Source organism: Ancylobacter crimeensis, from assembly GCF_023016805.1.
In the GTDB taxonomy this organism is placed as follows: domain Bacteria; phylum Pseudomonadota; class Alphaproteobacteria; order Rhizobiales; family Xanthobacteraceae; genus Ancylobacter; species Ancylobacter crimeensis.
In genome coordinates this window covers 1-22,054 of record NZ_JALKCH010000017.1, presented here as the reverse complement: position 1 = coordinate 22,054, position 22,054 = coordinate 1, and the positions used below count along the sequence as shown (strand labels likewise).

Sequence of the window (22,054 nt, the reverse complement as noted above, 5' to 3'; positions counted from 1 at the left end):
GGCCCTTCGGTCTTGGACCGAGGCGCAAGGTAAACTTGGCCTAATTCTTGTTTAGTATCGAGGTCAGTTTGTGCGACGCATCAACGGGTTCGTGCAGGGCGCCGCTTGGCGCTATCTGCATGGCGGGCAGGGGGCTTGGGCATGAGTGAGGTCGGCAGCGTATACGTAGCCGAGGCTGACAGCGCAGACACGCGAAGGGAATTCGCCCTAAGGCACCGCAACCTTATCCGTTTCCTCATCGTCATCGGCAGCGTGATGGCCGATCTCGGGGCGATCGCAGTAGGCACGGCGCTCGGCGCTCTGATGCGTCAGGGCGATGTCCAGTCAAGCAACTGGCTGCAGGTCTTCGGGGTCATCGCCCCCACCTACCTTCTTGCTTCCGTCGCCCTGGGTGGCTATCGCGTCCGTACCCTGCGCTCGCTGTCGCGCTCGCTCAGCAAGCCGTTTCCGGCGCTGGCCATCGCGGTCGCCTTCGGCTTCACCGCCGCCTTCGCCTTGAGGGTCGGGGCCACGTTCTCCCGCCTCGAGACCCTCTACGCGATCCTCTTCGCGACCCTGCTGCTCATGCTCGTTCGGGCGTTCGGTGTCGTGATGCTGCGAAACAGCCTGCGCGCCATCGTCCAGCAGAGCGCGATGTTGCTGACCGACGGTGGCCTGACCGGCCGCCGCAGCGGCGACCGGGCGACCCGCATCGTGGATGTACGGGCCGCCAACCTCGTGCCGGACATGTCCGATCCCGCCTTCCTCGACCGTGTCGGCCGGCTGGTGCGCGATGCCGACCGCGTCATTCTTTCCTTCGAAAGCCCTGCCGAACGCCAGAAATGGGCGGAAACGATGCAGGTCAGCGGCCACAATGCGGAGCTGGTCGCGGATCTGGGCGATGTGAAGCCGCTGGCGCTCTCCCATTGGCAGGCGCATTCCACGCTCGTCATTTCCCGCGGTCCGCTCAATCTTGGCGAGCGCGTGGTCAAGCGCGCCTTCGATCTTGGCGTCACGCTGATGCTGCTGCCGATCTTCGGCCCGATCATCGCGATCTTCGCCATTCTGGTGAAGCTGGACTCGAAGGGCCCGGCCTTCTTCATCCAGGAGCGCGTCGGCCAGAACAACCGGACCTATCGTTGCTTCAAGATGCGCACCATGCGCACCGATCTGACCGACACCAGCGGATTTGTTTCGGCCTCGCGCACCGATCCGCGCATCACCCGGATCGGCAGCTTCCTGCGCAAGACCAGCATCGACGAGCTGCCCCAGCTCTTCAACGTGCTGAATGGCGACATGAGCCTCGTGGGCCCGCGTCCCCATGCGCTGGGCTCGCGGGCGGAAGGCGCATTGTTCTGGGAGCTGGTGCCGGATTATTGGCGCCGCCATTCGATGAAGCCGGGCGTCACCGGCCTTGCCCAGGTGCGCGGTCTGCGCGGAGCCACCCACCGGCGTGCGGATATCGAGCGCCGTGTGGCGGCGGACCTCGAATATATCAATGGCTGGTCGCTCTGGGCGGATGTGAAGATCCTCATCATGACCTTCACGGTGATGGTCCATCGCAACGCCTACTGATCGGCATTCCATTGCGGCGCTTTCCGACCGGGCCCTGCAGGCCCGGTTTTCTTTTGTGTGGGTTCACCCGCCGTGCGTACGTCGCCTCGAAAGAACCCCCTGCACGCCCTCCGAGATCCCCATACCGCATTGCGGTATCGCCGTCCGGCGGCCGGTTTGCGCCTGCTGCAGAATCCGGCCGATGCGCAGGACTGAGAGCCATGGCCGAGCGGGTGTGGACGGAGCAGCGAGATGTGAGTTCCGCCCTACATCATATTGATCCGTAAAGGATTTTTCTGCCGGCGGCCATCGCGTCCCGATGTGGATGGCCGCGGCTGGCGGCCGCTTTGCAGACACTCACAGCCACTTCGCCGCATCCGGTAACGCGCCGGTAACCGCCCGCGCGCACACTCCCTTAACGATCATCGTCAGAGCCGTTGGTGCTGGAGGCGCAGGTGAGTGAGCAGATGCGCGGGCATATCGTCCGTGGGTCCGTCGGCGCGATCGCCGCTGCGGATGTTGCGTATCTCAGCCGGTCCATGGTCATTGACGGAGCGCTGAGCGTTCGCGATGCCGAGGATCTCGTGGCGTTCAACCAGTGGGTCGTGCCGCAGGCTCCCGAATGGTCGGCCTTCTTCATCACGGCGATTGCCGGCCATGTGCTCGGTGATCTCGCACCGGCCGGCGAGGTCGACGGCGAGAAGTGCGACTGGCTGATGGAAACCTTCGCCCCGCTCGGCCGAGTCGAGAGCCCGCGCGCCATGCCGCTGCTGATCCGCATCATGGAAGGCGCGCGCACCGTTTCGCGGCGCCTGCCTGCCTTCGCGCTCATGCAACTGCGTGCCGCCATCATCACCGGGGAAGGCTCGGCGCTCGGCGGGCGGGCCCATTTCAGCCGTGTCGTCGACGAAGCTGACGTCGCCCTTATCCGCCGCATCCTCATCGCCGGGGGCGGCGGGGAGGGACGATCGATCTCCCGCGAGGAGGCCGAGGCGCTGTTCGGCATCCATGATGCGACCATCGACGCGGAGAATGATCCCGGCTTCGCGCCGCTGTTCCTGCGCGCCATCGCCCAGCATGCCTGCGCCGCATCGGGGCTGGTGGCCACGCCGCGTGGCACCGCGTTGCAGCCACCTGTCCGCAGGATCGGCCCGCGCTCGGTGGCGGAACTCGATGCCGGGGAAGGCGGGGAACTCGCCGGTCTCATCGCGCCGGTCCGTCTCGCGGCGCCGGTCGCCGGCTGGCTTGAGGATCGCATCCTCAAGAATGGCCGGCTGTCTTCCGCCGGCCGGGTGCTGGCCGAGACCCTCATCGGCCGCGACGCGACCATGGGTGACACCCTGCGCGCCATGCTCGACCGCGCCGCCTGAGGATCGTGGCATCGCCGCAACCTTCCGCGAATGAAGAGCAGCCCCGCTTCGCCGCCTCTGGCTGCTGTGGGGTGCTTCCTTTATGAGTGGCGCGGCTGCCCGTGAGGCGGCTCCTTGCGCCGGTTTGCCCATGCTGTCCCAGTTCGTCCGTCTCGTCGCCCTGTCGCTCGCTTTCTCGCTTGCCGTCGCATCCGCCGCAGCGGCTGACGACCGTTGCGCCGGCAAGCTCGGCACGGCCCGCATCCTGAGCGTCGACCCGGCGGGACTGCATGTCGGCACCAAGCATTTTCCCCAGACGCTTGCGCTGGCCGACCACGAGGTGGTGCTCACCTTCGACGACGGCCCGAACCCCGGCACCACGCCGAAGATGCTGAAGATCCTGGCCGACCAATGCGTGCACGCCACCTTTTTCGTGGTGGGACGCAACGCGCAGGCCCATCCCGATCTTGTGAAGCGCATCATCGCCGAGGGTCACACCCTGGGTCACCACAGCATGACCCACCCGATGACGCTGGCCGACATTTCCTATGACAAGGCGGTCGCGGACATCGAGCAGGGTTTCCGCGCCGATGAAAAGGCGGCGTATGGCCATGCGGGCACGCGACTGCGCGTGCCGTTCTTCCGTTTTCCGGGCTTCGGTTCTTCGCCGGAATTGCTGGCCTATCTCGACACGCGCGGCATCGCGACCTTTGGCGCGGACCTATGGGCCAGCGATTGGGAGAAGCAGACCCCCGAACACCAGCTCAATCTGGTGATGGAGCGGCTTCAGCACGCCGGCAAGGGCATCATCCTGTTCCACGACACCCGCGCGCAGACGGTGGCCATGATGCCGGCCTTCCTCGCCGCGCTGCAGGCGCAAGGCTACCGCGTGGTGCAGCCGGTTCCCGTGGCCAATGTCGCCAGTGCGCCTCAATAAGCCGGCGGCTGCTTGATGAAGGGTGCGCCGCCGCCCTATAGCAGTCCCGCCGGCACACAAGATGCCAATAACGGGAGGACGGCTTGAACGGCGACGAACTCAGAATCATCCTCTGCCGTCTTGAAGCGGGCATGATCCTCAGCGTTCCCGACGAGTGGATCGACAAGGTCTTCACCGGTCCGCGCGCGCAACAGGCCCGCGCGGTCGAGGAGATGGCGCGACAATATCAGTGCGTGTGCCATCAGGATCCCGGCGTACACCGGTTCGAGCGGCTCGGCTTTCCGGCGACGGGCTGAAACCATTCCGGGATCACGGATCGTCGCGATGCTCCGGCATGTGCTTGAGCTGGTCCTTCGTGAAGGCGGTCACGGCATGCACGCTGCCATCGGCGTCGCGCATGAAATCGAGATCACCGATCGGTACCGCGACCGGCTTGACGCCGAGCCCGAGAAAGCCGCCGACATCAATGACAACCTGCGTCGCGGGTCCGACGCCGTGCAGATGCGAGACGTGACCGATCTTCTCGTCGCCGGGCCCGTAGATGGTTGCGCCCTCCAGGTGGGCGGGTGTCAGTTCGGCCGAGCTGAGCCGGATATGGTTGGCGTGGTCCATGGTGTGTCCTCCCGGTTTGCGCACGGACCAACCGTCGGCACTGTCCGCCGGTTCCAGCGCAGCCGGAATGTGGGGAAGCATGGTGCTATTTTGCCGGCCATGCTTCCGGGTCGACCGGTTCTGCGGCTTTGTCCCGCCCCTGCTTCTCCCCTCGCGTCTTCGCGGCTAACATGGCGGGACTGGTGTGAAGGAGGAAGGCATGGATCGTCGTGGATTTCTGTTCGGCCTGCTGGGTCTTGCCGGAGCCGGGGGCACGCTTGCCCTTTCGGGCGCGAAGGCGGAGGCCACGGTTCTCGGTCAGCTGAAGAACATCGCGCCGCTCGAACCGGAAACCGATGTGGATGTGGTCGCCGCCGGCTCGACGCCGGACGGAACGCCGATCGAAACCGTACGGAGCGGATGGCACCGGCCGCCGCCGCCTCGCCGTCGCCGCCGCCGGGTTCGCGTCTGCCGTCGCGTGCGCGACCGGTGGGGCCGCGTGCGGAACCGTTGCTGGTATGAGTGGCGCTGACGCTTTGCCGCTCCCAAAGAGGGGGCGACAGGACGACATGCCGGCACCCGCACGTCGCGGGTGCCGGGCGGGCAGCCGGCTAAAGGCCGTCCGGCCTTGGTGCTAGCGTCCAGACTCCGGCGCGAGGCCTCGCGCATTTCGGCATGTGCCGTGGTTTAATGCGGCATCGACCGCCTCCAGCGCCCCCCTTTTCGCCCATGCACGATTCCGCCGTTCTCGGCTGGCTGTTCCTTGCGATCCACGCCGCTCTGCAGTTCATCTTCATCGTGCGTGCGCTGCTGCGGCCGCATCGCGAGCCGGCCTCGCGTTTCGCCTGGGTGCTGGTGATCGCCCTGGCGCCGGTGGTGGGCGTCATTGCCTATGTGCTGTTCGGTGAAGCGAATCTCGGCCGGCGGCGCATGGCCCGGCTGAGCGCGGCGCGCGCCGCGCTTCCGCCGGCGGGCGAGGTTGCCGGCCCCTCCTCCGAGGAAACGGTCCATGAGCGCTTCGTGCAGGTGTTCCGCGGCGGCCGGTCGGTCAACGGCTATCTGCCGGTGGGCGGCAACCGGGCGACGCTGCTGCCGGATTCCGCCGCCGCCATCGCGGCCATCGTCGCCGACATCGACGCCGCGCGCGAGAGCGTGCATGTGCTGTTCTATATCTGGCTGGCGGACGGGAGCGGGCTGAAGGTCGTCGAGGCCCTGAAGCGCGCGGCCTCGCGAGGCTTGGTCTGCCGCGCCATGGCGGACGATCTTGGTTCGCGGGCGCTCATCCGCTCCGTCCATTGGCAGGAGATGGCGGCGCGCGGCGTGAAGCTGAGCGCGGCGCTCAAAATCGGCAATCCGCTGCTGCGTCTGCTCGATGGCCGCATCGACATGCGCAACCACCGCAAGATCGTGGTGATCGACAACGCCGTCACCTATTGCGGCAGCCAGAACTGTGCCGATGCGGCTTTCGCGGTGAAAGCGCGCTTTGCGCCGTGGGTGGACGTCATGGCCCGGTTCGAGGGCCCGGTGGTGCGCCAGAACCAGCATCTCTTCGCCGGCAACTGGATGGCGCAGACCGGAGAGGATCTCACCGCGCTGTTTCGCGCGCCGCTCCCGCCGCCGCAGTCGGGATTCACCGCGCAGGTCATCGGCTCGGGCGGCGGGGTGCGCTATTCGGCGATGCCGGAGACCTTCTGCTCGCTGATGAACGTGGCGCAGCGCGAACTCGTCATCACCACACCCTATTACGTGCCGGACGAGCCGATCCAGGCCGCGCTCTGCGCCAGCGCGCGGCGCGGCGTGGCGACGACGATCGTGTTTCCCCGGCGCAACGATTCCTGGATCGTCGCCGCGGCCAGCCGCAGCGAATATGCCGAACTGCTGGCGGCGGGCGTCACCATCCGCGAATATGTCGGCGGCCTGCTCCACGCCAAGACGCTGACGGTGGATGGCGAGATGACGTTGATCGGCTCCGCCAACATGGATCGCCGCAGCTTCGAGCTGAACGCCGAGAACAACATCCTGCTCTACGATCCCGCCTTCACGCAGGCGGTGCGGGCGCGTCAGCAGGTGTTCATGGACGCCGCCCCCATCGTCACGTCCGAGGATGTGAAGGCGTGGAGCCTGCCGCGCCAACTCCTGAACAACATCATCGCCATGCTCGGACCGGTGCTCTGAGCCGTCAGGTCGGCGCGCCGGTAGCTGATGGCAGGCGTCTTTTTGTTCCGTCGCTTTCCTCTGGAAATCGTCTTCCGGCCGCAGGAACCATCGCGCGCACCTCGCGTTCATTCTGCACAATCTGCAAGCAGAAAGGTGAATGCGATGAAATATATCCTGCCTATTGCCATGGCAATTGCTCTGTCAGGCCCTGCATTCGCCCAAACCCCGGCGGCGAATCCGGACCCGAATACTCCTGCGGTGACGACGCAGGACAGTGCAATGCCAATGGAGCCGGCAAAGGGCGCCAACAGCTTCACCGAACATCAGGCGATGAAGCGCATCGAAGCCAAGGGCTTCACCCACGTCACCGGCCTGGCCAAGGACAAGGACGGCGTCTGGCGCGGCAAGGCCCAGAAGGGCGGTGCCTCCCACGATGTCGCTCTGGATTACCAGGGCAACGTGTTTCCGCACTGATCCGGCCGGATCGCACCGAACAGCATCGGGAGAACGCACATGGCAACTGTTTCTGGCCTCTTCGACACCTATGACGACGCTCAGTCCGCCGTGAACAAGCTGCAGGCGCTCGGCATCGACCGCGCGGACATCAGCCTGGTCGCCAACAACACCGACGACTGGTACGGCCGCCGCGTCGAGGCGGACGCGCGCGAAAGCGAAGCCGGCGAAGGTGCTGCGGCCGGTGCCGGTGTCGGCGCGGCGATCGGCGGCGCGGGCGGTCTGCTGACCGGCCTCGGCCTGCTGGCTATCCCCGGCGTCGGCCCCGTGGTGGCGGCCGGCTGGCTGGCGGCAACCGGTGTCGGCGTCCTCGCGGGGGCTGCGGCCGGTGGCGCCGTCGGCGGCATCGTCGGCGGTCTGACGGCGGAGGGCGTCTCCGAGGACCGCGCCAATGTCTATGCCGAGGGCGTGCGCCGCGGCGGCACCGTGGTGTCGGCCCGCGTGCCGGACGGTCTGGCCGCGGAGGCGCAGGCCATTCTCGACGACGAGACCGGCGTCGATATCACCGCGCGCGAGCAGGTCTATCGCGGCGAAGGCTGGTCGCGTTTCGACCCGGATGCGCCGGCCTTCACGTCCGAACAGGTGGAACGCGAGCGGGCGCGCTATCGCGTCTGACGCAGAAGCGTTCCTTTGAAAGCACCTCGCCGCGCGATGGATCATCGCGCGGCGGTGTCGTTTCCGGCCGAAAACCGGGCCGGGGGTGAAGATTTCCAGCCTCAGGAGGCGGCGACGGGGGCGGGGTGCGGCGTGCGCTCATCCTCCGAGGCCATATCGGAGACATCCTCCGGGAGCTTGCCGGCGAGGGCGGCCTTGAGCCGATCGGCGTCGAGTTCGCCTTCCCAGCGGGCGACCACGATCGTGGCGACCGCATTGCCGATGAAGTTCGTCACGGCCCGGCACTCGGACATGAAGCGGTCGATGCCAAGGATGAGGGCGAGGCCCGCAACGGGCACGGTCGGTACCACCGAGAGGGTGGCGGCCAACGTGATGAAGCCTGCCCCGGTGATGCCCGCCGCGCCCTTCGAAGACAGCATAGCGACCAGCAGCAGCAGCACCTGCTCCTGCAGCGAGAGGTGGATGTCCATGGCCTGCGCGATGAACAGCGCCGCGAGCGTCATGTAGATGTTGGTGCCGTCGAGGTTGAAGGAGTAACCGGTCGGCACCACGAGGCCGACCACCGAGCGCTTGCAGCCCGCGGCCTCCATCTTCTCCATCAGGCTCGGCAGGGCGGCTTCCGAGGAAGAGGTGCCGACGACGAGGAGGATTTCCTCCTTGATGTAGCGGATCAGCGCGAAGATGGAGAAGCCGTTGTAACGGCACACCGCGCCCAGCACGATGAAGATGAACACCGCTGCGGTGATGTAGAAGGTGGCGATCAGCATGGCGAGGTTGGCAACCGAGCCGATGCCGTATTTGCCGATGGTGAAGGCCATCGCGCCAAAGGCGCCGAGCGGAGCCGCCTTCATCAGGATGGCGACCAGCTTGAACACCGGAACCGAGAGGTTCTGCAGGAAGTCGGTAACCGGCCTGCCGCGCTCGCCCACCATGGCGAGGGCCGTGCCGAACAGCACCGAGAAGAACAGCACCTGAAGGATGTCGCCCGAGGCGAACGCGCTGACCACGGTGTCGGGAATGATGTTCTGCAGGAAGCCGACGACGCTCGCGTCATGCGCCTTCTCCGCATAGACCTGGATCGCCTTGGCGTCGATCGTGTGCGGGTCGATGTGCAGGCCGGCGCCCGGCTGGATGAGATTACCGATGATGAGGCCGACGATCAGCGCCAGCGTCGAGAAGCACAGGAAATAGAGCATCGCCTTGCCGGCGACCCGCCCGACCTTCTGCATGTCGGTCATTCCGGCGATGCCGGTGGAAACGGTGAGGAAGATCACCGGTGCGATGATCATCTTCACCAGCTTGATGAAGGCGTCGCCGAGCGGCTTCAGCGCCGCGCCGGTCTCCGGCCAGAAATGGCCGATGGCGATGCCGAGCGCGATGGCGACGAGCACCTGCACATAGAGATGCTGGTAGAATTTCCTGGGGTGGGCAGGCGTGGCCGGTTTCGTCGTCGCCGGCTGGATGAGGGGCGCCATCGTTTCCTCCGAGGGGCTTGGTTTTTCTCGTTCTTGGCAGAATGCGTCCTGCCAACAGCAACCCTCGTGCCAGCCGGATGGAATCCGTAAAACTGAGCAATGTCAGTTATTTACTCGTGCTCTCGGGTCATCGCACCATCCGGTTCGTGCGGAAATCCGCACAGGTCGGGCTTGATGTGTGCGAAACGTCGCGCAACATGGCCGTATGGTTTCGCCCGCCACATCCCCGCCCGTCTCCGCCGCACCGGCCGCACGCTGGCCGTGGGCGGTCTTTACCGTGGTGGCGCTGGCGCTCCTGGCGGGCGCCTTTCTTGCCGCAGCCAATATCGGACGCAACCGCGCGGTGGCCGTCGCGCGTGCCGGCGCCGAGAACGCGGCGACGCTCGCCATCGCAGTGCTGCGCGGCGAGCTGGAGAAGCAACGCGCCGTGCCGCTGATCCTCGCGCGCGACCCGGACGTCCACCGGGCGCTGGAGGGCGGCGATCCGCAGGAGCTCGACCGTAAATTCGACGGCATCGCCCGCGAGACCCATTCCTCGGTGATCTATCTGCTGGATCGCATGGGCGTCGCAATCGCCGCCAGCAACTGGGCCGAGCCGGTGAGCTTCGTCGGCAGCGACTATTCCTTCCGCGACTATTACCTGCGCGCGATGGCGGACGGGACGGCCGAGCAATTCGCCCTCGGCACGGTGAGCAACCGGCCGGGCTTCTATATCTCCCGCCGCATCGACGGGAAGCAGGGCCCGCTCGGCGTTATCGTCGTCAAGGTCGAGTTCGACCGCGTGGAGGCCGACTGGACCGCGCTCGGCGGGCAGGCCTATGTGGTGGATGCGCGGGGTGTCGTGCTGCTCACGACGGTGGAGGCCTGGCGCTTTCATACCGAACATCCATTCGACCCGAAGGACGCCGCCGCGATCCGCCGCTCTCTGCAATTCGGCGCCGCACCGCTCGATCCCTTGCCGCTCATCCGCGCCGACACCGGCAGCGGGCTGCTGCGCGCCGCGAATTTGCGCGGGCGCTTCGTCGATGCCCGCACGCCGGTGCCGACCACGGCCTGGCAGCTCGAGGTGCTGCTGCCGGTCGATCACGCCATCCGCACCGAGCAGACCAGCCTGCAGGTGCTGGCAGCTCTGCTGCTGATGCCGGGCCTCGGCATCGGAGCGGTGCTCCTGCGCCGCCGCCGGCAGGCCCGTGCGCGGCTGCAGGCCGATGCGCGGATCAAGGCGGAGCTGGAGCAGCGCGTCGCCGCGCGCACCGCCGAGCTTGCCGGGGCCAATGCCCGGCTGGTGGAGGAGATCGCCGAGCGCGGCCGCGCGCAGGAGCGCCTTTCCGATGCACGCGAAGAACTGGCCAAGGCCAACCGTCTCGCCACGCTTGGCCAGGTGACGGCGGGCGTCGCTCACGAGATCAACCAGCCGCTCGCCGCCATCCGTACCTATGCGGAGAACGCCCGTGCCTTTCTGGCGCGCGGGGATGCCGCCCCGGCTGCGGGTGCGCTCGGCAAGGTGGTGGGGCTCACCGAGCGCATCGGTGCGATCACCGACACGTTGCGCGGTTTCGCCCGGCGCGGCACCGGCGCGGTGGAGCCGGTGGTGCTGGCCGATGCGGTCGTGGGGGCGCTCATGATCCTCGACGCGCCGCTGCGCCAGTCCGGTATCCGCCCCGTGGTCACCGCCGTGCCGTCGGGGCTTCGGGTGATGGGCCGGCGGGTCGAACTGGAGCAGGTGCTGGTCAACCTGATGCGCAACGCCATCGAGGCGTTGGCGGCCGACGGTATCCGGACCGCACCGGAGGCGCCGTTGGCGCTAGGCTTCCGGGTCGAGGGCGAGCATGTGGTCGTCACCGTCGCCGATCGCGGACCCGGAATGAGCGAGGACGAGGTGGCCGCGCTCTTCACGCCCTTCCGCTCCTCCAAGCCGAGGGGGCTCGGGCTCGGTCTCGTCATCTGCCACGACATCGTCAGCCGCTTCGGCGGCACGCTCCACGCAGCGTGCCGGCCGGGGGAGGGCTGCGTCTTCACCATCACCCTGCGGAGGGCCACCTGATCATGGAGGAGCGCGAGCTGACCGATGTGGACATCGCCTTCGTCGACGACGACGAGGATCTGCGCGGCGCAAATGTGCAGGCGCTGCAGCTTGCCGGCCTGCGCGCGCGCGCCTTCGCCTCGGCCGGAGAGGTGCTGGAGAGGCTGGGCCCGGATTTCGCCGGGGTGGTGGTCACCGACGTGCGCATGCCGGGCATCAGCGGCATCGAGCTGTTCCGCCGCCTCCGGGCGCTCGATCCCGACATTCCCGTGGTGCTGATCTCCGGCCATGCCGACATCGCCATGGCGGTGGAGGCGATGAGCGAGGGCGCCTACGACTTCATCGCCAAGCCGTATGCCGGCGAGCGCCTGACCGGGACGCTGCGAAGGGCGTTGGAGAAGCGCACGCTGGTGATGGAGAATCGCCGCCTGCGCGCCATGGCCGCGGATGAGGGCGCGGACGCCCTCATCGGCGAGACGCCCGCCATGGTGCGGCTGCGCCAGATGATCCGGGACCTCGCCGATGTCGATGTCGACGTGCTGGTGCTGGGCGAGACCGGAACGGGCAAGGAGGTGGCGGCGAACCTGCTGCACCGGCTCGGCCGCCGGCGGGTCCGGCCCTTCGTCGCGCTCAATTGCGGAGCGCTGCCGGAGACGGTGATCGAGAGCGAGCTGTTCGGCTACGAGGCCGGCGCCTTCACCGGCGCGCAAAAGCCACGCATCGGCCGCATCGAGCATTCGAGCGGGGGGACACTGTTTCTCGACGAGCTGGAGAGCATGCCGGTCAGCGCGCAGGTGAAGCTGCTGCGGGTGCTGGAGGCCCGCGAGATCGCCCCGCTCGGCTCCAACGAGCTGCGCCCGGTCGATCTGCGGGTGGTGGCGGCGACGAAGGTGGACCTCGCCGGTCCGACCGCGCGCGGCGACTTCCGCGCCGACCTCTTCTACCGGCTCAACGTGGTGACGCTGCGCATTCCCCCGCTGCGCGAACGCCGGCGCGACGTACCGCTGCTGTTCGTGCATTTCCTCGATCGTGCCGCACGCAAATATGGCCGCGAGGTACCGCGCCTCGACCGTGCCATCGAGCGCCGGCTGGGGGAGAGCGACTGGGCGGGCAATGTGCGCGAGCTGGCGCATTTCGCCGAGCGCATCGCCCTCGGCCTGCCCGAGGGCTCGCCCCTCGCGAACCCGGCCGCGGGAGAGCGCGCGCCATCCCTGCCCGAGCGGCTCGGCACTATCGAGGCCGACCTCATCCGTGCGGCGCTGGAAGCCCATGGCGGCGACGTGCGCGCCACGATCGAGGCGCTCGGCATCCCCCGCAAGACCTTCTACGACAAGCTCGCCCGCTACGGCATCGAGCGGGCGGCGTATGAGGTGGGGAGGTGAGGGCACGCGGCAGGCACATGCGGACGGCGGAGAAGGCGAGGTCGGCAATTCGGTGGGAGCAGTGCTACCCAAGGAGGTGCTGACGCGCCTCAATGTCACGCAGGGGGATACCCGCTATCTGACGGAGGCGCCTGACGGCTATCGCCTGACCCCCTACGAGCCGGAGTTCGCGGCGCAGATGGAGGAGGCCTGGCGCATCCTGACGAAGCGCCGCAACGGGCTGCGGGAGCTGGCGAAGGAGTGGAGCCGCGTTGGGTTCTGAAAACGGTGTTGCTCGCTGCGCATGACGCGCAGCTTTCCGAACATGGCGGCGGGCAGGGCGTCAGGAATAAGAGGCTGCTCGAAGCGGCGCTGGGCCCTCCGCAAGATCTCCTCCATTCCGGCTCGCCCGATCTGGCTGACCTTTCTGGGGGAGGAGATGTCATGTGCATTCCGGACCGCCTCACTGGACCAGGAGGCGACCGGATCATCTTGAAAATCGGCAGCTTATTGAAAATGCACCAAAAAGAATGGTGCGGTCGAGAGTTGTGGCAAAGTAACTCCCGATCAATCACTTAGCGAAAGGTGCGGGCGTAAACGCCCCCTTGGATCGCAAGGAGATTTTTCCGCGCCTCCCTCACCTTCCAAGGCTCGAAAATGCATGAGCGCGCGCCGCGCCATCATGACGCTGGACGGGATCGTCCAAGCCTTGCGCGATCGCGGGATCGTCGTGTCCCGCGACACCGTGCGGCGCTTCATCAACCGCGATCTGGACCCGCTTCCCGCCGGCAAGCTCGCCTTCGGACGGACATCGACCTTCGTGATCCGCGAAGAGCTTTTGGACGAATGGCTTGATCGCCAGCTCGCACGCCGCCCCGGCGATCGGGAGGCAGCTCATGCGGAAGCGCTCTGAAAGCAAAACCCCGTCCGCGTGTGGTTCCACGGACGGGGCTCATGGGGCGGCGATGGAGAAATCAGCCACGAAGAAATCTAAACGAAATCTGAGTGTGCGTAAAGATTTTCTGAACGTGAACTGGGCGATTTACGACGGCCGCCGGTGCCTCGGCTATGTCCGAGGCGAATACCCCGACGTCCGCGCGTTCGATGCCGCTGACCGCTTCATCGGCTCTTACGATTCACGCTGGCTGGCGCTTGATGCGGTGTCGCGTGCGGATGATGGAGCGCTGTCATGAGAACGGACAGTGCTAGCATACCGGGTGGGGCGCTTGATGTGCAGGCTTCCGCCCTTCCTGCTCTGGTCGAGCGAGCCGCGTCTGCACTTCTGACGGCCAAGTCATCCGCCGAAGTGCTTGAAGCCCGCGACCTCGCCGGCCTCGCCTATGACGCCGCGAAGCGGGCTGCCCGGCTCTCCAAGGCCAAGGACGCGCATGACAGCCTGATCGCAGCCGCGCACCGTGCGCAGGCCGATGCCCTCGACATCGAGGCGCAGGCCAAGCGCCGGTTGGCAGACGAGTACGACGCGGCGCAGGAACGCGGAGAGGTTGCGGGGCGAGGGGGCGAACGTTCCGGTCGGGAACATTCGCCTACTGCGCCAACCGCCTCCGACATCGGCCTGACCCGCAAGGCCATCCACGAAGCCCGACAGGTTCGCGACGCGGAAGCCGCCGATCCCGGCATTGTCCGCCGGGCTCTGGATGAACGGCTTGAGCGCGGGGAAGAACCAACACGGGCCTATATGCGCGGCGTTGTCACCGACGCCATGGGGCGCTTGCGGCCTTCCAGCCCGTCCCGTGCCAATCCCGTCTATGTCGCACCATCCGCCGCTCCATTTCCGGCTCAGACATCGCGCCAGCCCACGGAGCGCGAGAAGCAGATCGCGCGGGACAACGCCAACGGGTTCATCTCGTCCGCGCTGTGGGAGATCGAACGGCAACTGGCCGAACTGCCGACGCCGGCCGAGTGCATCGAGCGCTTTCCTACCCACCATCATCACACCCTTTCTTCCGCGACGCTTCGCGCCTGGTCCGCATGGTTTGCGGAAGCTGCGGATGCTTGGAACCTCACCGTTGAGGGCGGAAGTAGCGCCGTCCGCATCGTTGCATCCGATGACATTTCAAACGTCCTTTTCCCTGACTTCGGCGAGCCTGATGACGAGAACGTCAGTAGCGGCATGTGGAGTGAGGTTGACGCGGTCAACGCCTTCGCCGGGCACATCGACGCTATGGCTATGCTCCCGCGCTTCAGCACCGGGAAGTATTGGGAGATTGAGGGCCGAACCGGATCAAACGGGACCGACGCCATTCGTGATCTGTCGAAGATCATCAAGGTAATGAGGGCGCTTCTCGCGGCATACGAGAAGGAAGCCGCGCAATGAACATGCTCGCCTTCCTTTCCGCGGTGATCGACCCGCGCTGACGACCTCGGGCCGGCTTCGGCCGGCCGGGGACATAGCCAGCCCGCTATAGGGCCGATCGCCGGGAACATGACCGGCGTTGCAATCACCGGAGGGCACCGGAAAATCAAAGCTTTCTCGCGTCTAGGTCGGGTTGGAATGGCCCGATCACGCGAGCGGCAGGACGCTGGGGTACGCCACCAGCACGTGACGCGCGGCTGGTGGTTCAGCTTCGATGTCTCCGCCGCCAGGATGAAGCAGCGAGCACGGGCCGACCGCCTGACCCCGGCCTCCGAAAGGAACTCGTTGAACCACTGTGTGACGCATTTTGCGCACGCCTTTTCCCGCGGATGGGCGAAGTGTGCTCTGCATCCTGCTATGCCATCTTGGCTGAACTGCACGCAAACGGTGTGAATTGCAGGATTCATCCTGGAGCCCGGAGCGGTCATCCTCCGGTTCATGCTTCAGCGTCTTCGAAATCTCTTCCTCAGCACCAAGAGTCTGGCGGCTCCTGACGCTGATCTGCTCACAATCTTCGGCGCGGCCCCCTCCGGGGCCGCCTCGCCGGCGGTGGCTTTGACGGTCCCAGCCGTTCAATCTTGCGTTCGGCTGATCTCCGAAGCTGCGGCCTGCCTTGATCTGAAAGTCTTGCGCACGGTCGATGGTGTTCCGGTCGAGGCCGGCGAGCACCCGGTTGCGAAGCTGCTGGCCGATCGGCCGAACGACTGGACCGATACCCCAGCTCTCATCCGCGATCTCGTTGCCGGCGCCCTGATCACTGACAAGGGTTCGCTGGCACTGGCGAACAAGGTGGATGGCCGGGTGGTGGAGATCGTGCGCTATGAGGCGGCGCACGTCACGGTCGACTATTCTGGCGATGGGCGGCTTGAGCCGTCCTTCCGGATCAACAATGTTCCGGTCTGCCCAGCCGACAACCTGCGGGTTCGCGGCGATCGGGACGGCGTGCCGTATCCGCAATGGGCGGAAGAGGGCCACCTGATCGCGACGCCGGGCAACGTCGTCGATTACCGTGCGGTCGAGATGCACATTCGCGACCTGTGCGCACGCTTCGACGTGCGGGAGATCGGCTTCGATCCAGCCTATGCGCAGGCGATCATGGCGCCGCTGCTTGAGGACGGCCTGCCCGTCGTCACGATCCGGCAGGGATGGGTGACGCAATCCCCGGCGCTGAACACGCTGGAGCGCGCCATCGTCGGACGGAATCTGCGCTGGTGTTCTCCGGTCCTCCGCTGGTGCCTCGGCAACGTCGCGATCCACACCGATTCCGCCGGCAATCGGACGATGCACAAGGGCAAGAGCCGGGACCGGATCGACCTCGCCGTTGCGCTGTGGATAGCCGTGTCCCGCTGTCAGGCCCCGGTGGCCGGCAGCATCTACGACGATCCCGAATGGGCTCCTGAGCTGATGGTGCTGTGATGCTCTCGATCACGCCTGCCACCCGCGTCCTGCTGCGATCCGCCCAGGAGGCGGCGAACAGCAAGGTGCGCCGGAAGCAACAGCGTGCAAAGTCGGCGCGTCAGCTCAATGCGGATCGTGCGAGCCATCTCGCCGACCTCACCGCCAAAATTCTCAGGACGGGACAGCCCACGAACTTCGCCTTCGAAGGAGCCTGCCTCACCGGCATTCGGGCCTCTCTCTGCCTCGACGGGTGGACGTGGCCTGACGCTCATGATGCTGCCAGAACGGTTGTAGGCGTCGCTCTTAAACAGATCGGCGCCATCCGGCCGACATGGAATCAAGGTCAGCCGGAATATCTCGACCTGACCGAGCTTGAGGGCGAGGTTCATTGTCGTCGGTGCAGACGAAAGATCGACGAAGAACGTGGTTCCCATGGTGGACGGCGGGTCAGGTTTTGCAGCAAAATGTGTTCCAACGCCGCCCGAAAGGATAAGGAACGATTTTCGGGCGAAGCGGTATCCCGCTCTGAATACCTCGCGGCATGCGCAGAGCGCTCCGCAAAGCTGAAAGAGGAGCGTGTGATCGACTGCGAGAATTGCGGAACAATCTTCGCAATGGACTACAGGAGCCAGAAATATTGCACAAAAAAGTGCTTCTCTGAGTCAAAAACCAAGCACCAAGAGAAGCCTTGCGACCATTGCGGAAGCATCTTCAAGCCGAAGAAGAACCCGTATGGTGTGGCGAAGTACTGTTCGCGCGAGTGCGCTGCCGCCAACCGGCCCAAGAAGGTTCGGCAGGCTCTTCAATGCCTGACCTGTAGCACGGTCTTCTATCCGCCTTATCCGAGCCAGAAGCGACGCTATTGCTCTCCGGGATGCAACCCTTACGCACCGACATTTGGGCGTCGGCCGCCGGTCTGCGAGCCGATCCGGGATGGCTCCGCTGAGGACACCCCATGACGCCGCTTCAAGCCCTTGCCGCCTTGGATCTCTGGCTTGCGGAGTTCGGTTCGCCGGTGATCCTGCGTCGCGTCACATGGCTTGATGGCGTCGCGGTTCCCGCGGACGTGGAGATGCCGGCGATGGTGCGGGGGTATCAGCCGCACGAGCTAACGGGGAGCACCGTGCAGGGAGATTCGAGCGTTCTCCTGTCTCCGACGCCGATCATCAAGGCTGGCTGGCCCGGCGTGCCCTCCGCGGACGGCACCGACGTGCGGGTGCCGGTCCGCGGGGATAAGCTCGTCATCGCCGGCCGGGTGCGGAACATCGAGGCTGCTGCACCGATCTACGTCGCCGGCGAGCTGGTGCGCATAGAGCTTCAAGTGAGCGGTTAAGAGGAAGGAGCCACATTGGTCGGCACTGATCGGTGTGTTGCATCGAGGCGCCAAATCTATGTTGCCACAACTGCAAGCTGGTGAGCGTCGAATGCCTTTCGAATGCCAGGAGAAATTGGATGAAGATCACCTTTATCGTCGTTACCATGATTTCCGTAATGTCTATGACCACCGCCGTACAGGCTGATCCCGTAATAGCGGCGGCACTCATTGCGGCAGGCCCGACCTTTGGCACTGCTGCGGGCGGGTTGACTGTAATCGGAACTATCGTTTCCACCGGCATTCAAATCGGGCTTGCTGTTGGCGCGCCCTTCATCCCCGGCTCAATGAGGGCACGATGACCTCAATTGTCGTCTTCAGGCGATCTGATCCCGAACCCGTTGTTCACCTCGCGACGGATTCCCGCGCGATCGACGAGAGGGGAGAGGCTTCGAGTACCGTCAAGACGGTGACGCTCCCGACAATCGCCGCTGGCCTTGCGGTGATGGGATCGACTGATGTTCTGACTTTTCTCGCAACTGCGCTCATGCAAATGTCCGCCAGCGGAACGTTTGAGGAAGCTGTCCGTGCATTGCCGGAAGCGCTTTGGAGGGTGCAGGGGATCAGATCGAAAGCCGGTGCGCAGGGACATCAAGTGGCAATCCTCGCCGGCATCGGGCGAGACGGCCCGCGCATCTTCGCATGCGCGACCGATCCGGCTTCAGGTATCGAGCCGGGAATTTCCGTCGATGTCGGAACATTCTTTGCCGTGCCGGCCACCGCGCAAACCTATGAGATGTTCAGGCTCCCGTCAGACACGAGCGCGATCAATGTCAAAGCGGACATACCTCGCCTCATGGAGATCCAGCGAGAGATGGATACCGAAGGCCATGGCGGGTTGCCTGCCAAGGATCTGATTGGCGGTGCGGTCGTGCTGACCTCGATCTATGCCCGGCGGATTGAGCAACGGATTATTGGGCATCTGACAAGTCCATAGATCCTGCGTCGCCTTGGCTTCGGCTTTCAGGCGCTTGATTTTGGCGGCGGTCACGCTTTCGCCGGCAGCCGCGCGGGCTTCAACATCGTCGCGCACGGTGTCGGGGGTGGAGGGGGCAGCAAATTCGGCTAGCGCCTTCATGCCCAAATCCCCAACCGTTGGGGATTTCCCCGACTGGTTCCCGGAACTGATGATGCTGGGATGAATGCCTGTTTGGAAATCGTCCGTGCCCAGATAGCGACGGCGAACGGGGCGGCGATCAGAACTTCCAGCGAACCTTCCGGATCAAGTCGAGCAGGTTGATGCATTCGACGCCATAGGCATCACAGACATCCGGGATTTTCGGTTTGCCAGGACTGCCGCGACCTTCTTCGGTGACGATGACGGCACCCGAAATTCGGGCTGTCGCGATCACGAAAGGATCCGCGGCGAAGGCACGCTTGCGCTCCATTACGAGCTTGGGGTGCTTGGCGAGGATTGCCGCAACGTCTGCCAGCACCGGACCATCGGTCGGTGTGAAGAAGTCGTCGCACGGTCTAAGGAAATCGAGGAGGTCGGTGGATCGCTTCCCCAACTCAACCTTGACCTCTTCAGGGGCGATCATCTCGCCGGCTTGGATCGAAACGATCAGGCGATCCCAGAGCGCGGGAAGGACGTCGATCGGATAGCGTTCGACCCAAGCCGCGACCAGCGCTGAGGTATCCCAGACAAAGTGTGGCCGGGACGATGCGCTCATGCTGCCTTGAACGCCTGCCGCTCGATGTAGGGAATATGCTTCGCCTGCACGCCGAGAAAGGCGGCGGCATCGTTAAGGTTGATCCGCCGATCCCGGTAGCCGGAGAGGACAAGGCGAGCGTAGCTCTTGCCATAGCGACCGATCATCTGCATGTGATGCGGTGCGCCGCCGGAGGCGCCGCTCGGCTCGTCAAGCGCTTGGTATTCTTGTTCGAATACTGGTCGTTTGCGCGCATAGGATCGCCAACTCGCCCGGCCGAGCGTTACGAAGCGGATCAACGCCGCTTCCCTGCTTGCGCCGAGCTGTTTGGCAGCGTGTGCAAGCTCGGCGGAGCTCCAATCGGAACTGATGCCCTTACCTGCCGCTACTGTTTCGACTGCTGCCGCCGGCATCATGACGGCGGCAGCGACAGCGTTGCACCACCGCTCGATCCGCCGGACTGCAACCGGCATTGTGAGTTGGGGCGCCACGACGTTCTCCACGACACCTTCGCCGAGCACGAGATGGGCGAATTCATGCAGGAGAGTAAAGGTTCGACCGTTGGTCTTGTCCCTGCCGTTGACGGCGACAACCGGCAGCGTCGTCGCCGGGATGGCGAAGCCGCGTACCTCACGCACCGCGGGAGCGTGAGCTCCTCCCATGACAAAGACGAGAATGTCCTTCGCTTCAATTGCAGCGCGCCATCCCTCAAATACCGTCTCCCTGCGGGCCCATCGCGCGATCTCGGCTGGGTCAACGCCGAGCGCATGACGGATGCTGTCGGCGACCGCCTCCGGATCATCGTTGAGCCCGGCGGATAGTTTGAAGGGTTGCACTTCGCCGCTGGTCTCTTCGATCAGCTCAAGTGCGATATCCCGCCTGTCCTGTGCAAGGCGGATTTCATAGGCGACGCGAGCCGGCATCGGAAACGGCTTTCCGGTCTCGGGATCGATTCGGCGGAAATCCTTCAGCGGAAGGAAGCCGCGCGGAGGTTCGGGGAGCAGCATGACAGCAAACGGCCTATGATACTTCTCGGCCAGTTTGCGGAGCTGAGGCAGGGAAGGCCCGCCATTGCCCTGTTCCCATTCTCCGATCCGGTCAGCCGGCACATTCACCGCCTTTGCCGCTGCCTCGATCGTGATGGACGCACTTCGGCGTGCCCAGGCGAGCACCTCAGGTTGAACGGGGACAGAAACCTTGGTCGGCATTTGAGGCACCAAGAAAGGACTGTTGTCATGATAACGCACAAAAATGGCCCGACGTTAAGCGCAGATCAGCGCGCCACTGGTGGCGGCGTGGAGTGAGGGCTGCGGAGGGTGCGGCGGCCGGGGCGGGATTGGGCTTCCGTCCGATCCCGGAGGTGTTCTGCTCGTAGACCGTGCCGTTGCGTTCGACGAGACGAGGGCGGGCAGGCTCGTCTATCTGCGGACTATCCGCAGATGCTGGCGCAGGTTCAGGACGAAGCTTCCGAACAAGTCCTTCATCGACTGCACAATGTCGGGCGATCCAGCGGTTGCCGCGCGCGGCCCACTCCGCATCGTCCAGCAGCCGCAGCACCGCGCGGCGCTTGGCGCGGCATGGCACCGCGCCAAAGGGCCACGGCATGTCGGTAGGCCAAACCTTCCGACTGCCGATCGGGCGGACGTTTCGACCAGCCGAGATGCCGGGGCCGTTCAATCTGAGGACTTAGGCGCCAGTGAAATCAGGCGATGTCATCCAGCGTGACGCCTAGGGCCTTGGCGATCTTTTTCAGGGTCTCCACGCTGCCTTCGCGTTTCCCATTCTCGATCTGAGACAGGAACGAGGGAGCAATCCCGATCTTCTCGGCAACCGCCCTGGCGGACAGGCCGCGATGTTCGCGCCATACCAGAATCGGGTTCTCGCCCGATAGAATGCGGTCCACCATTGCGGACGGGAGCAACTCCTCCTCGCCGCTGGCAATCCGTTCTTTGAAGCTGCGAACCGCAGCGGCATCCGCCGCCTCGGACGCGGCCTCAACAAGAGCCTCGTAGTCCGCCTGAGAGAGAACGACCATGGTTTCGCCTGACGGCGTCTTGAACGTTTGGGCAGTCATGTCAGCGACCCTCCTAGGTCAATCATAAACGCTGCCTCGCGGCGCGATCCGAATGACGGAGATCACGAAGCCGTCCTCGGAAAAAACGACCCGCCAATCAAGAACGCGAAGCCGGAAATAGCCGGGCTCGCTCTTGATGGCGGTGACATTGTTCGCGAGGGACGAAGGATCGCTCGCATACTGGTCCAGCTTGGCGCGGATCAGAAGGGCGATGTTGCGGGGCATTTTCCGCAAGGTGCGCGCCGCGTCTTTGCTGAACGTGATCTCTTTCATGCAAAAAGATTAGCTCGTAGCAACTAGGTGAGCAATAGCTATGAGCGAATTTCCAGCGGATAGCGGCGCGCTTCCGGGGCTATTTTGGCAGGTAACCATGGTCTTGAGGCCACGCGCGGCCGGCGTCGTGGCGATGGACGGCATGACAGCCGGCGAGGTCTGCCATTTCTCAGGCGTCGCGACGAAATACTCGCGCGGCGCTATGTTGGGGTATCTGGACAACAAGGTGCATCAATCACCTAATGCGGCGATTGGTTCTAGATGGTGCTCCGATGTCAGAAGAGAGCTGGCTCGGGAAATTTGGACAGGTCGGATAAGTGGAGTTTCTGCCTGAAGGCGGCATGATGGCCGCGACAG

25 protein-coding genes are annotated in these 22,054 nt (G+C 65.1%); 19 read left to right on the top strand and 6 right to left on the bottom strand.

Translation table 11 applies throughout. From position 1 onward, the window contains the following. The first annotated feature begins 141 nt into the window (after positions 1-141). From MWN34_RS19030 to MWN34_RS19015, 4 genes are all read left to right on the top strand, one after another. Positions 142-1,554: an exopolysaccharide biosynthesis polyprenyl glycosylphosphotransferase gene (locus tag MWN34_RS19030; protein WP_247030900.1), complete on the top strand. Its 1,413-nt coding sequence runs from the start codon at positions 142-144 to the stop codon at positions 1,552-1,554. A gap of 434 nt (positions 1,555-1,988) precedes the next feature. Next, positions 1,989-2,903 carry a hypothetical protein gene (locus MWN34_RS19025; protein ID WP_247030899.1) on the top strand — a complete coding sequence of 305 codons (915 nt, stop codon included), beginning with the start codon at positions 1,989-1,991 and terminating at the stop codon, positions 2,901-2,903. Between the two features lie 130 nt (positions 2,904-3,033). Next, positions 3,034-3,819 (top strand): polysaccharide deacetylase family protein, encoded by a 786-nt coding sequence (locus MWN34_RS19020; RefSeq protein WP_247030898.1) that lies wholly within the window; start codon positions 3,034-3,036, stop codon positions 3,817-3,819. Positions 3,820-3,902: 83 nt separating this feature from the next. Continuing rightward, positions 3,903-4,115, top strand: a complete 213-nt coding sequence (locus MWN34_RS19015) for a hypothetical protein (RefSeq protein ID WP_247030897.1) — start codon at positions 3,903-3,905, stop codon at positions 4,113-4,115. Between the two features lie 13 nt (positions 4,116-4,128). On the opposite strand, the gene MWN34_RS19010 is transcribed toward MWN34_RS19015, so the two are convergent. Beyond that, a complete protein-coding gene (locus MWN34_RS19010) occupies positions 4,129-4,431 on the bottom strand; it encodes a PRC-barrel domain-containing protein (RefSeq protein WP_247030896.1) in 303 nt (100 codons plus the stop codon). Positions 4,432-4,630: 199 nt separating this feature from the next. On the opposite strand from MWN34_RS19010, the gene MWN34_RS19005 reads away from it, so the two are divergent. From MWN34_RS19005 to MWN34_RS18990, 4 genes are all read left to right on the top strand, one after another. Continuing rightward, positions 4,631-4,942 carry a hypothetical protein gene (locus tag MWN34_RS19005; protein ID WP_247030895.1) on the top strand — a complete coding sequence of 104 codons (312 nt, stop codon included), beginning with the start codon at positions 4,631-4,633 and terminating at the stop codon, positions 4,940-4,942. A gap of 197 nt (positions 4,943-5,139) precedes the next feature. Continuing rightward, positions 5,140-6,585: a cardiolipin synthase gene (cls, locus tag MWN34_RS19000; protein WP_247030894.1), complete on the top strand. Its 1,446-nt coding sequence runs from the start codon at positions 5,140-5,142 to the stop codon at positions 6,583-6,585. Between the two features lie 144 nt (positions 6,586-6,729). Then, the gene (locus tag MWN34_RS18995; protein WP_247030893.1) at positions 6,730-7,041 is read left to right on the top strand and encodes a PepSY domain-containing protein; all 312 of its coding nucleotides are present in this window, start codon (positions 6,730-6,732) and stop codon (positions 7,039-7,041) included. A gap of 39 nt (positions 7,042-7,080) precedes the next feature. Continuing rightward, positions 7,081-7,695: a general stress protein gene (locus MWN34_RS18990; protein WP_247030892.1), complete on the top strand. Its 615-nt coding sequence runs from the start codon at positions 7,081-7,083 to the stop codon at positions 7,693-7,695. Between the two features lie 101 nt (positions 7,696-7,796). Here MWN34_RS18990 and MWN34_RS18985 read toward each other — a convergent pair whose 3' ends face one another. Then, positions 7,797-9,170 (bottom strand): dicarboxylate/amino acid:cation symporter, encoded by a 1,374-nt coding sequence (locus tag MWN34_RS18985; RefSeq protein ID WP_247030891.1) that lies wholly within the window; start codon positions 9,168-9,170, stop codon positions 7,797-7,799. Between the two features lie 205 nt (positions 9,171-9,375). Between MWN34_RS18985 and MWN34_RS18980 the strand changes: the two genes are divergently transcribed. From MWN34_RS18980 to MWN34_RS18930, 11 genes are all read left to right on the top strand, one after another. Beyond that, entirely contained in the window at positions 9,376-11,214 is a 1,839-nt protein-coding gene (locus MWN34_RS18980; protein WP_247030890.1) for a sensor histidine kinase, read from the top strand. A gap of 2 nt (positions 11,215-11,216) precedes the next feature. After that, complete coding sequence (locus MWN34_RS18975; RefSeq protein WP_247030889.1) at positions 11,217-12,575, top strand: sigma-54-dependent transcriptional regulator; 1,359 nt, start codon at positions 11,217-11,219, stop codon at positions 12,573-12,575. After that, positions 12,559-12,837 (top strand): AbrB/MazE/SpoVT family DNA-binding domain-containing protein, encoded by a 279-nt coding sequence (locus tag MWN34_RS18970; RefSeq protein ID WP_247030888.1) that lies wholly within the window; start codon positions 12,559-12,561, stop codon positions 12,835-12,837. Before MWN34_RS18975 ends, MWN34_RS18970 begins: the two co-directional genes overlap by 17 nt. A gap of 378 nt (positions 12,838-13,215) precedes the next feature. Beyond that, positions 13,216-13,467 carry a hypothetical protein gene (locus MWN34_RS18965; RefSeq protein WP_247030887.1) on the top strand — a complete coding sequence of 84 codons (252 nt, stop codon included), beginning with the start codon at positions 13,216-13,218 and terminating at the stop codon, positions 13,465-13,467. A gap of 52 nt (positions 13,468-13,519) precedes the next feature. Continuing rightward, on the top strand, positions 13,520-13,747 hold the full coding sequence (locus tag MWN34_RS18960) for a hypothetical protein (RefSeq protein WP_247030886.1): 228 nt from the start codon (positions 13,520-13,522) through the stop codon (positions 13,745-13,747). Then, a complete protein-coding gene (locus tag MWN34_RS18955; RefSeq protein ID WP_247030885.1) occupies positions 13,744-14,889 on the top strand; it encodes a hypothetical protein in 1,146 nt (381 codons plus the stop codon). The genes MWN34_RS18960 and MWN34_RS18955 overlap by 4 nt, the downstream gene beginning before the upstream one ends. Positions 14,890-15,366: 477 nt before the next feature. Next, positions 15,367-16,344 carry a terminase TerL endonuclease subunit gene (locus tag MWN34_RS18950; RefSeq protein WP_247030884.1) on the top strand — a complete coding sequence of 326 codons (978 nt, stop codon included), beginning with the start codon at positions 15,367-15,369 and terminating at the stop codon, positions 16,342-16,344. Then, positions 16,344-17,285 (top strand): hypothetical protein, encoded by a 942-nt coding sequence (locus MWN34_RS18945; RefSeq protein WP_247030883.1) that lies wholly within the window; start codon positions 16,344-16,346, stop codon positions 17,283-17,285. The genes MWN34_RS18950 and MWN34_RS18945 overlap by 1 nt, the downstream gene beginning before the upstream one ends. Then, positions 17,282-17,659 (top strand): hypothetical protein, encoded by a 378-nt coding sequence (locus MWN34_RS18940; protein ID WP_247030882.1) that lies wholly within the window; start codon positions 17,282-17,284, stop codon positions 17,657-17,659. Before MWN34_RS18945 ends, MWN34_RS18940 begins: the two co-directional genes overlap by 4 nt. Before the next feature lie 119 nt (positions 17,660-17,778). Then, positions 17,779-18,000 carry a hypothetical protein gene (locus MWN34_RS18935; RefSeq protein WP_247030881.1) on the top strand — a complete coding sequence of 74 codons (222 nt, stop codon included), beginning with the start codon at positions 17,779-17,781 and terminating at the stop codon, positions 17,998-18,000. Next, entirely contained in the window at positions 17,997-18,635 is a 639-nt protein-coding gene (locus MWN34_RS18930) for a hypothetical protein (RefSeq protein WP_247030880.1), read from the top strand. Before MWN34_RS18935 ends, MWN34_RS18930 begins: the two co-directional genes overlap by 4 nt. Before the next feature lie 259 nt (positions 18,636-18,894). On the opposite strand, the gene MWN34_RS18925 is transcribed toward MWN34_RS18930, so the two are convergent. From MWN34_RS18925 to MWN34_RS18910, 4 genes are all read right to left on the bottom strand, one after another. Beyond that, positions 18,895-19,371: a DUF4411 family protein gene (locus MWN34_RS18925; protein WP_247030879.1), complete on the bottom strand. Its 477-nt coding sequence runs from the start codon at positions 19,369-19,371 to the stop codon at positions 18,895-18,897. After that, positions 19,368-20,558: an ImmA/IrrE family metallo-endopeptidase gene (locus MWN34_RS18920; protein WP_247030878.1), complete on the bottom strand. Its 1,191-nt coding sequence runs from the start codon at positions 20,556-20,558 to the stop codon at positions 19,368-19,370. Before MWN34_RS18920 ends, MWN34_RS18925 begins: the two co-directional genes overlap by 4 nt. Before the next feature lie 494 nt (positions 20,559-21,052). Beyond that, positions 21,053-21,424, bottom strand: coding sequence for a helix-turn-helix domain-containing protein (locus MWN34_RS18915; RefSeq protein WP_247030877.1), 372 nt, complete (start codon positions 21,422-21,424; stop codon positions 21,053-21,055). Positions 21,425-21,442: 18 nt separating this feature from the next. Then, positions 21,443-21,697, bottom strand: coding sequence for a type II toxin-antitoxin system RelE family toxin (locus MWN34_RS18910; RefSeq protein WP_247030876.1), 255 nt, complete (start codon positions 21,695-21,697; stop codon positions 21,443-21,445). Between the last annotated feature and the right edge of the window lie 357 nt (positions 21,698-22,054).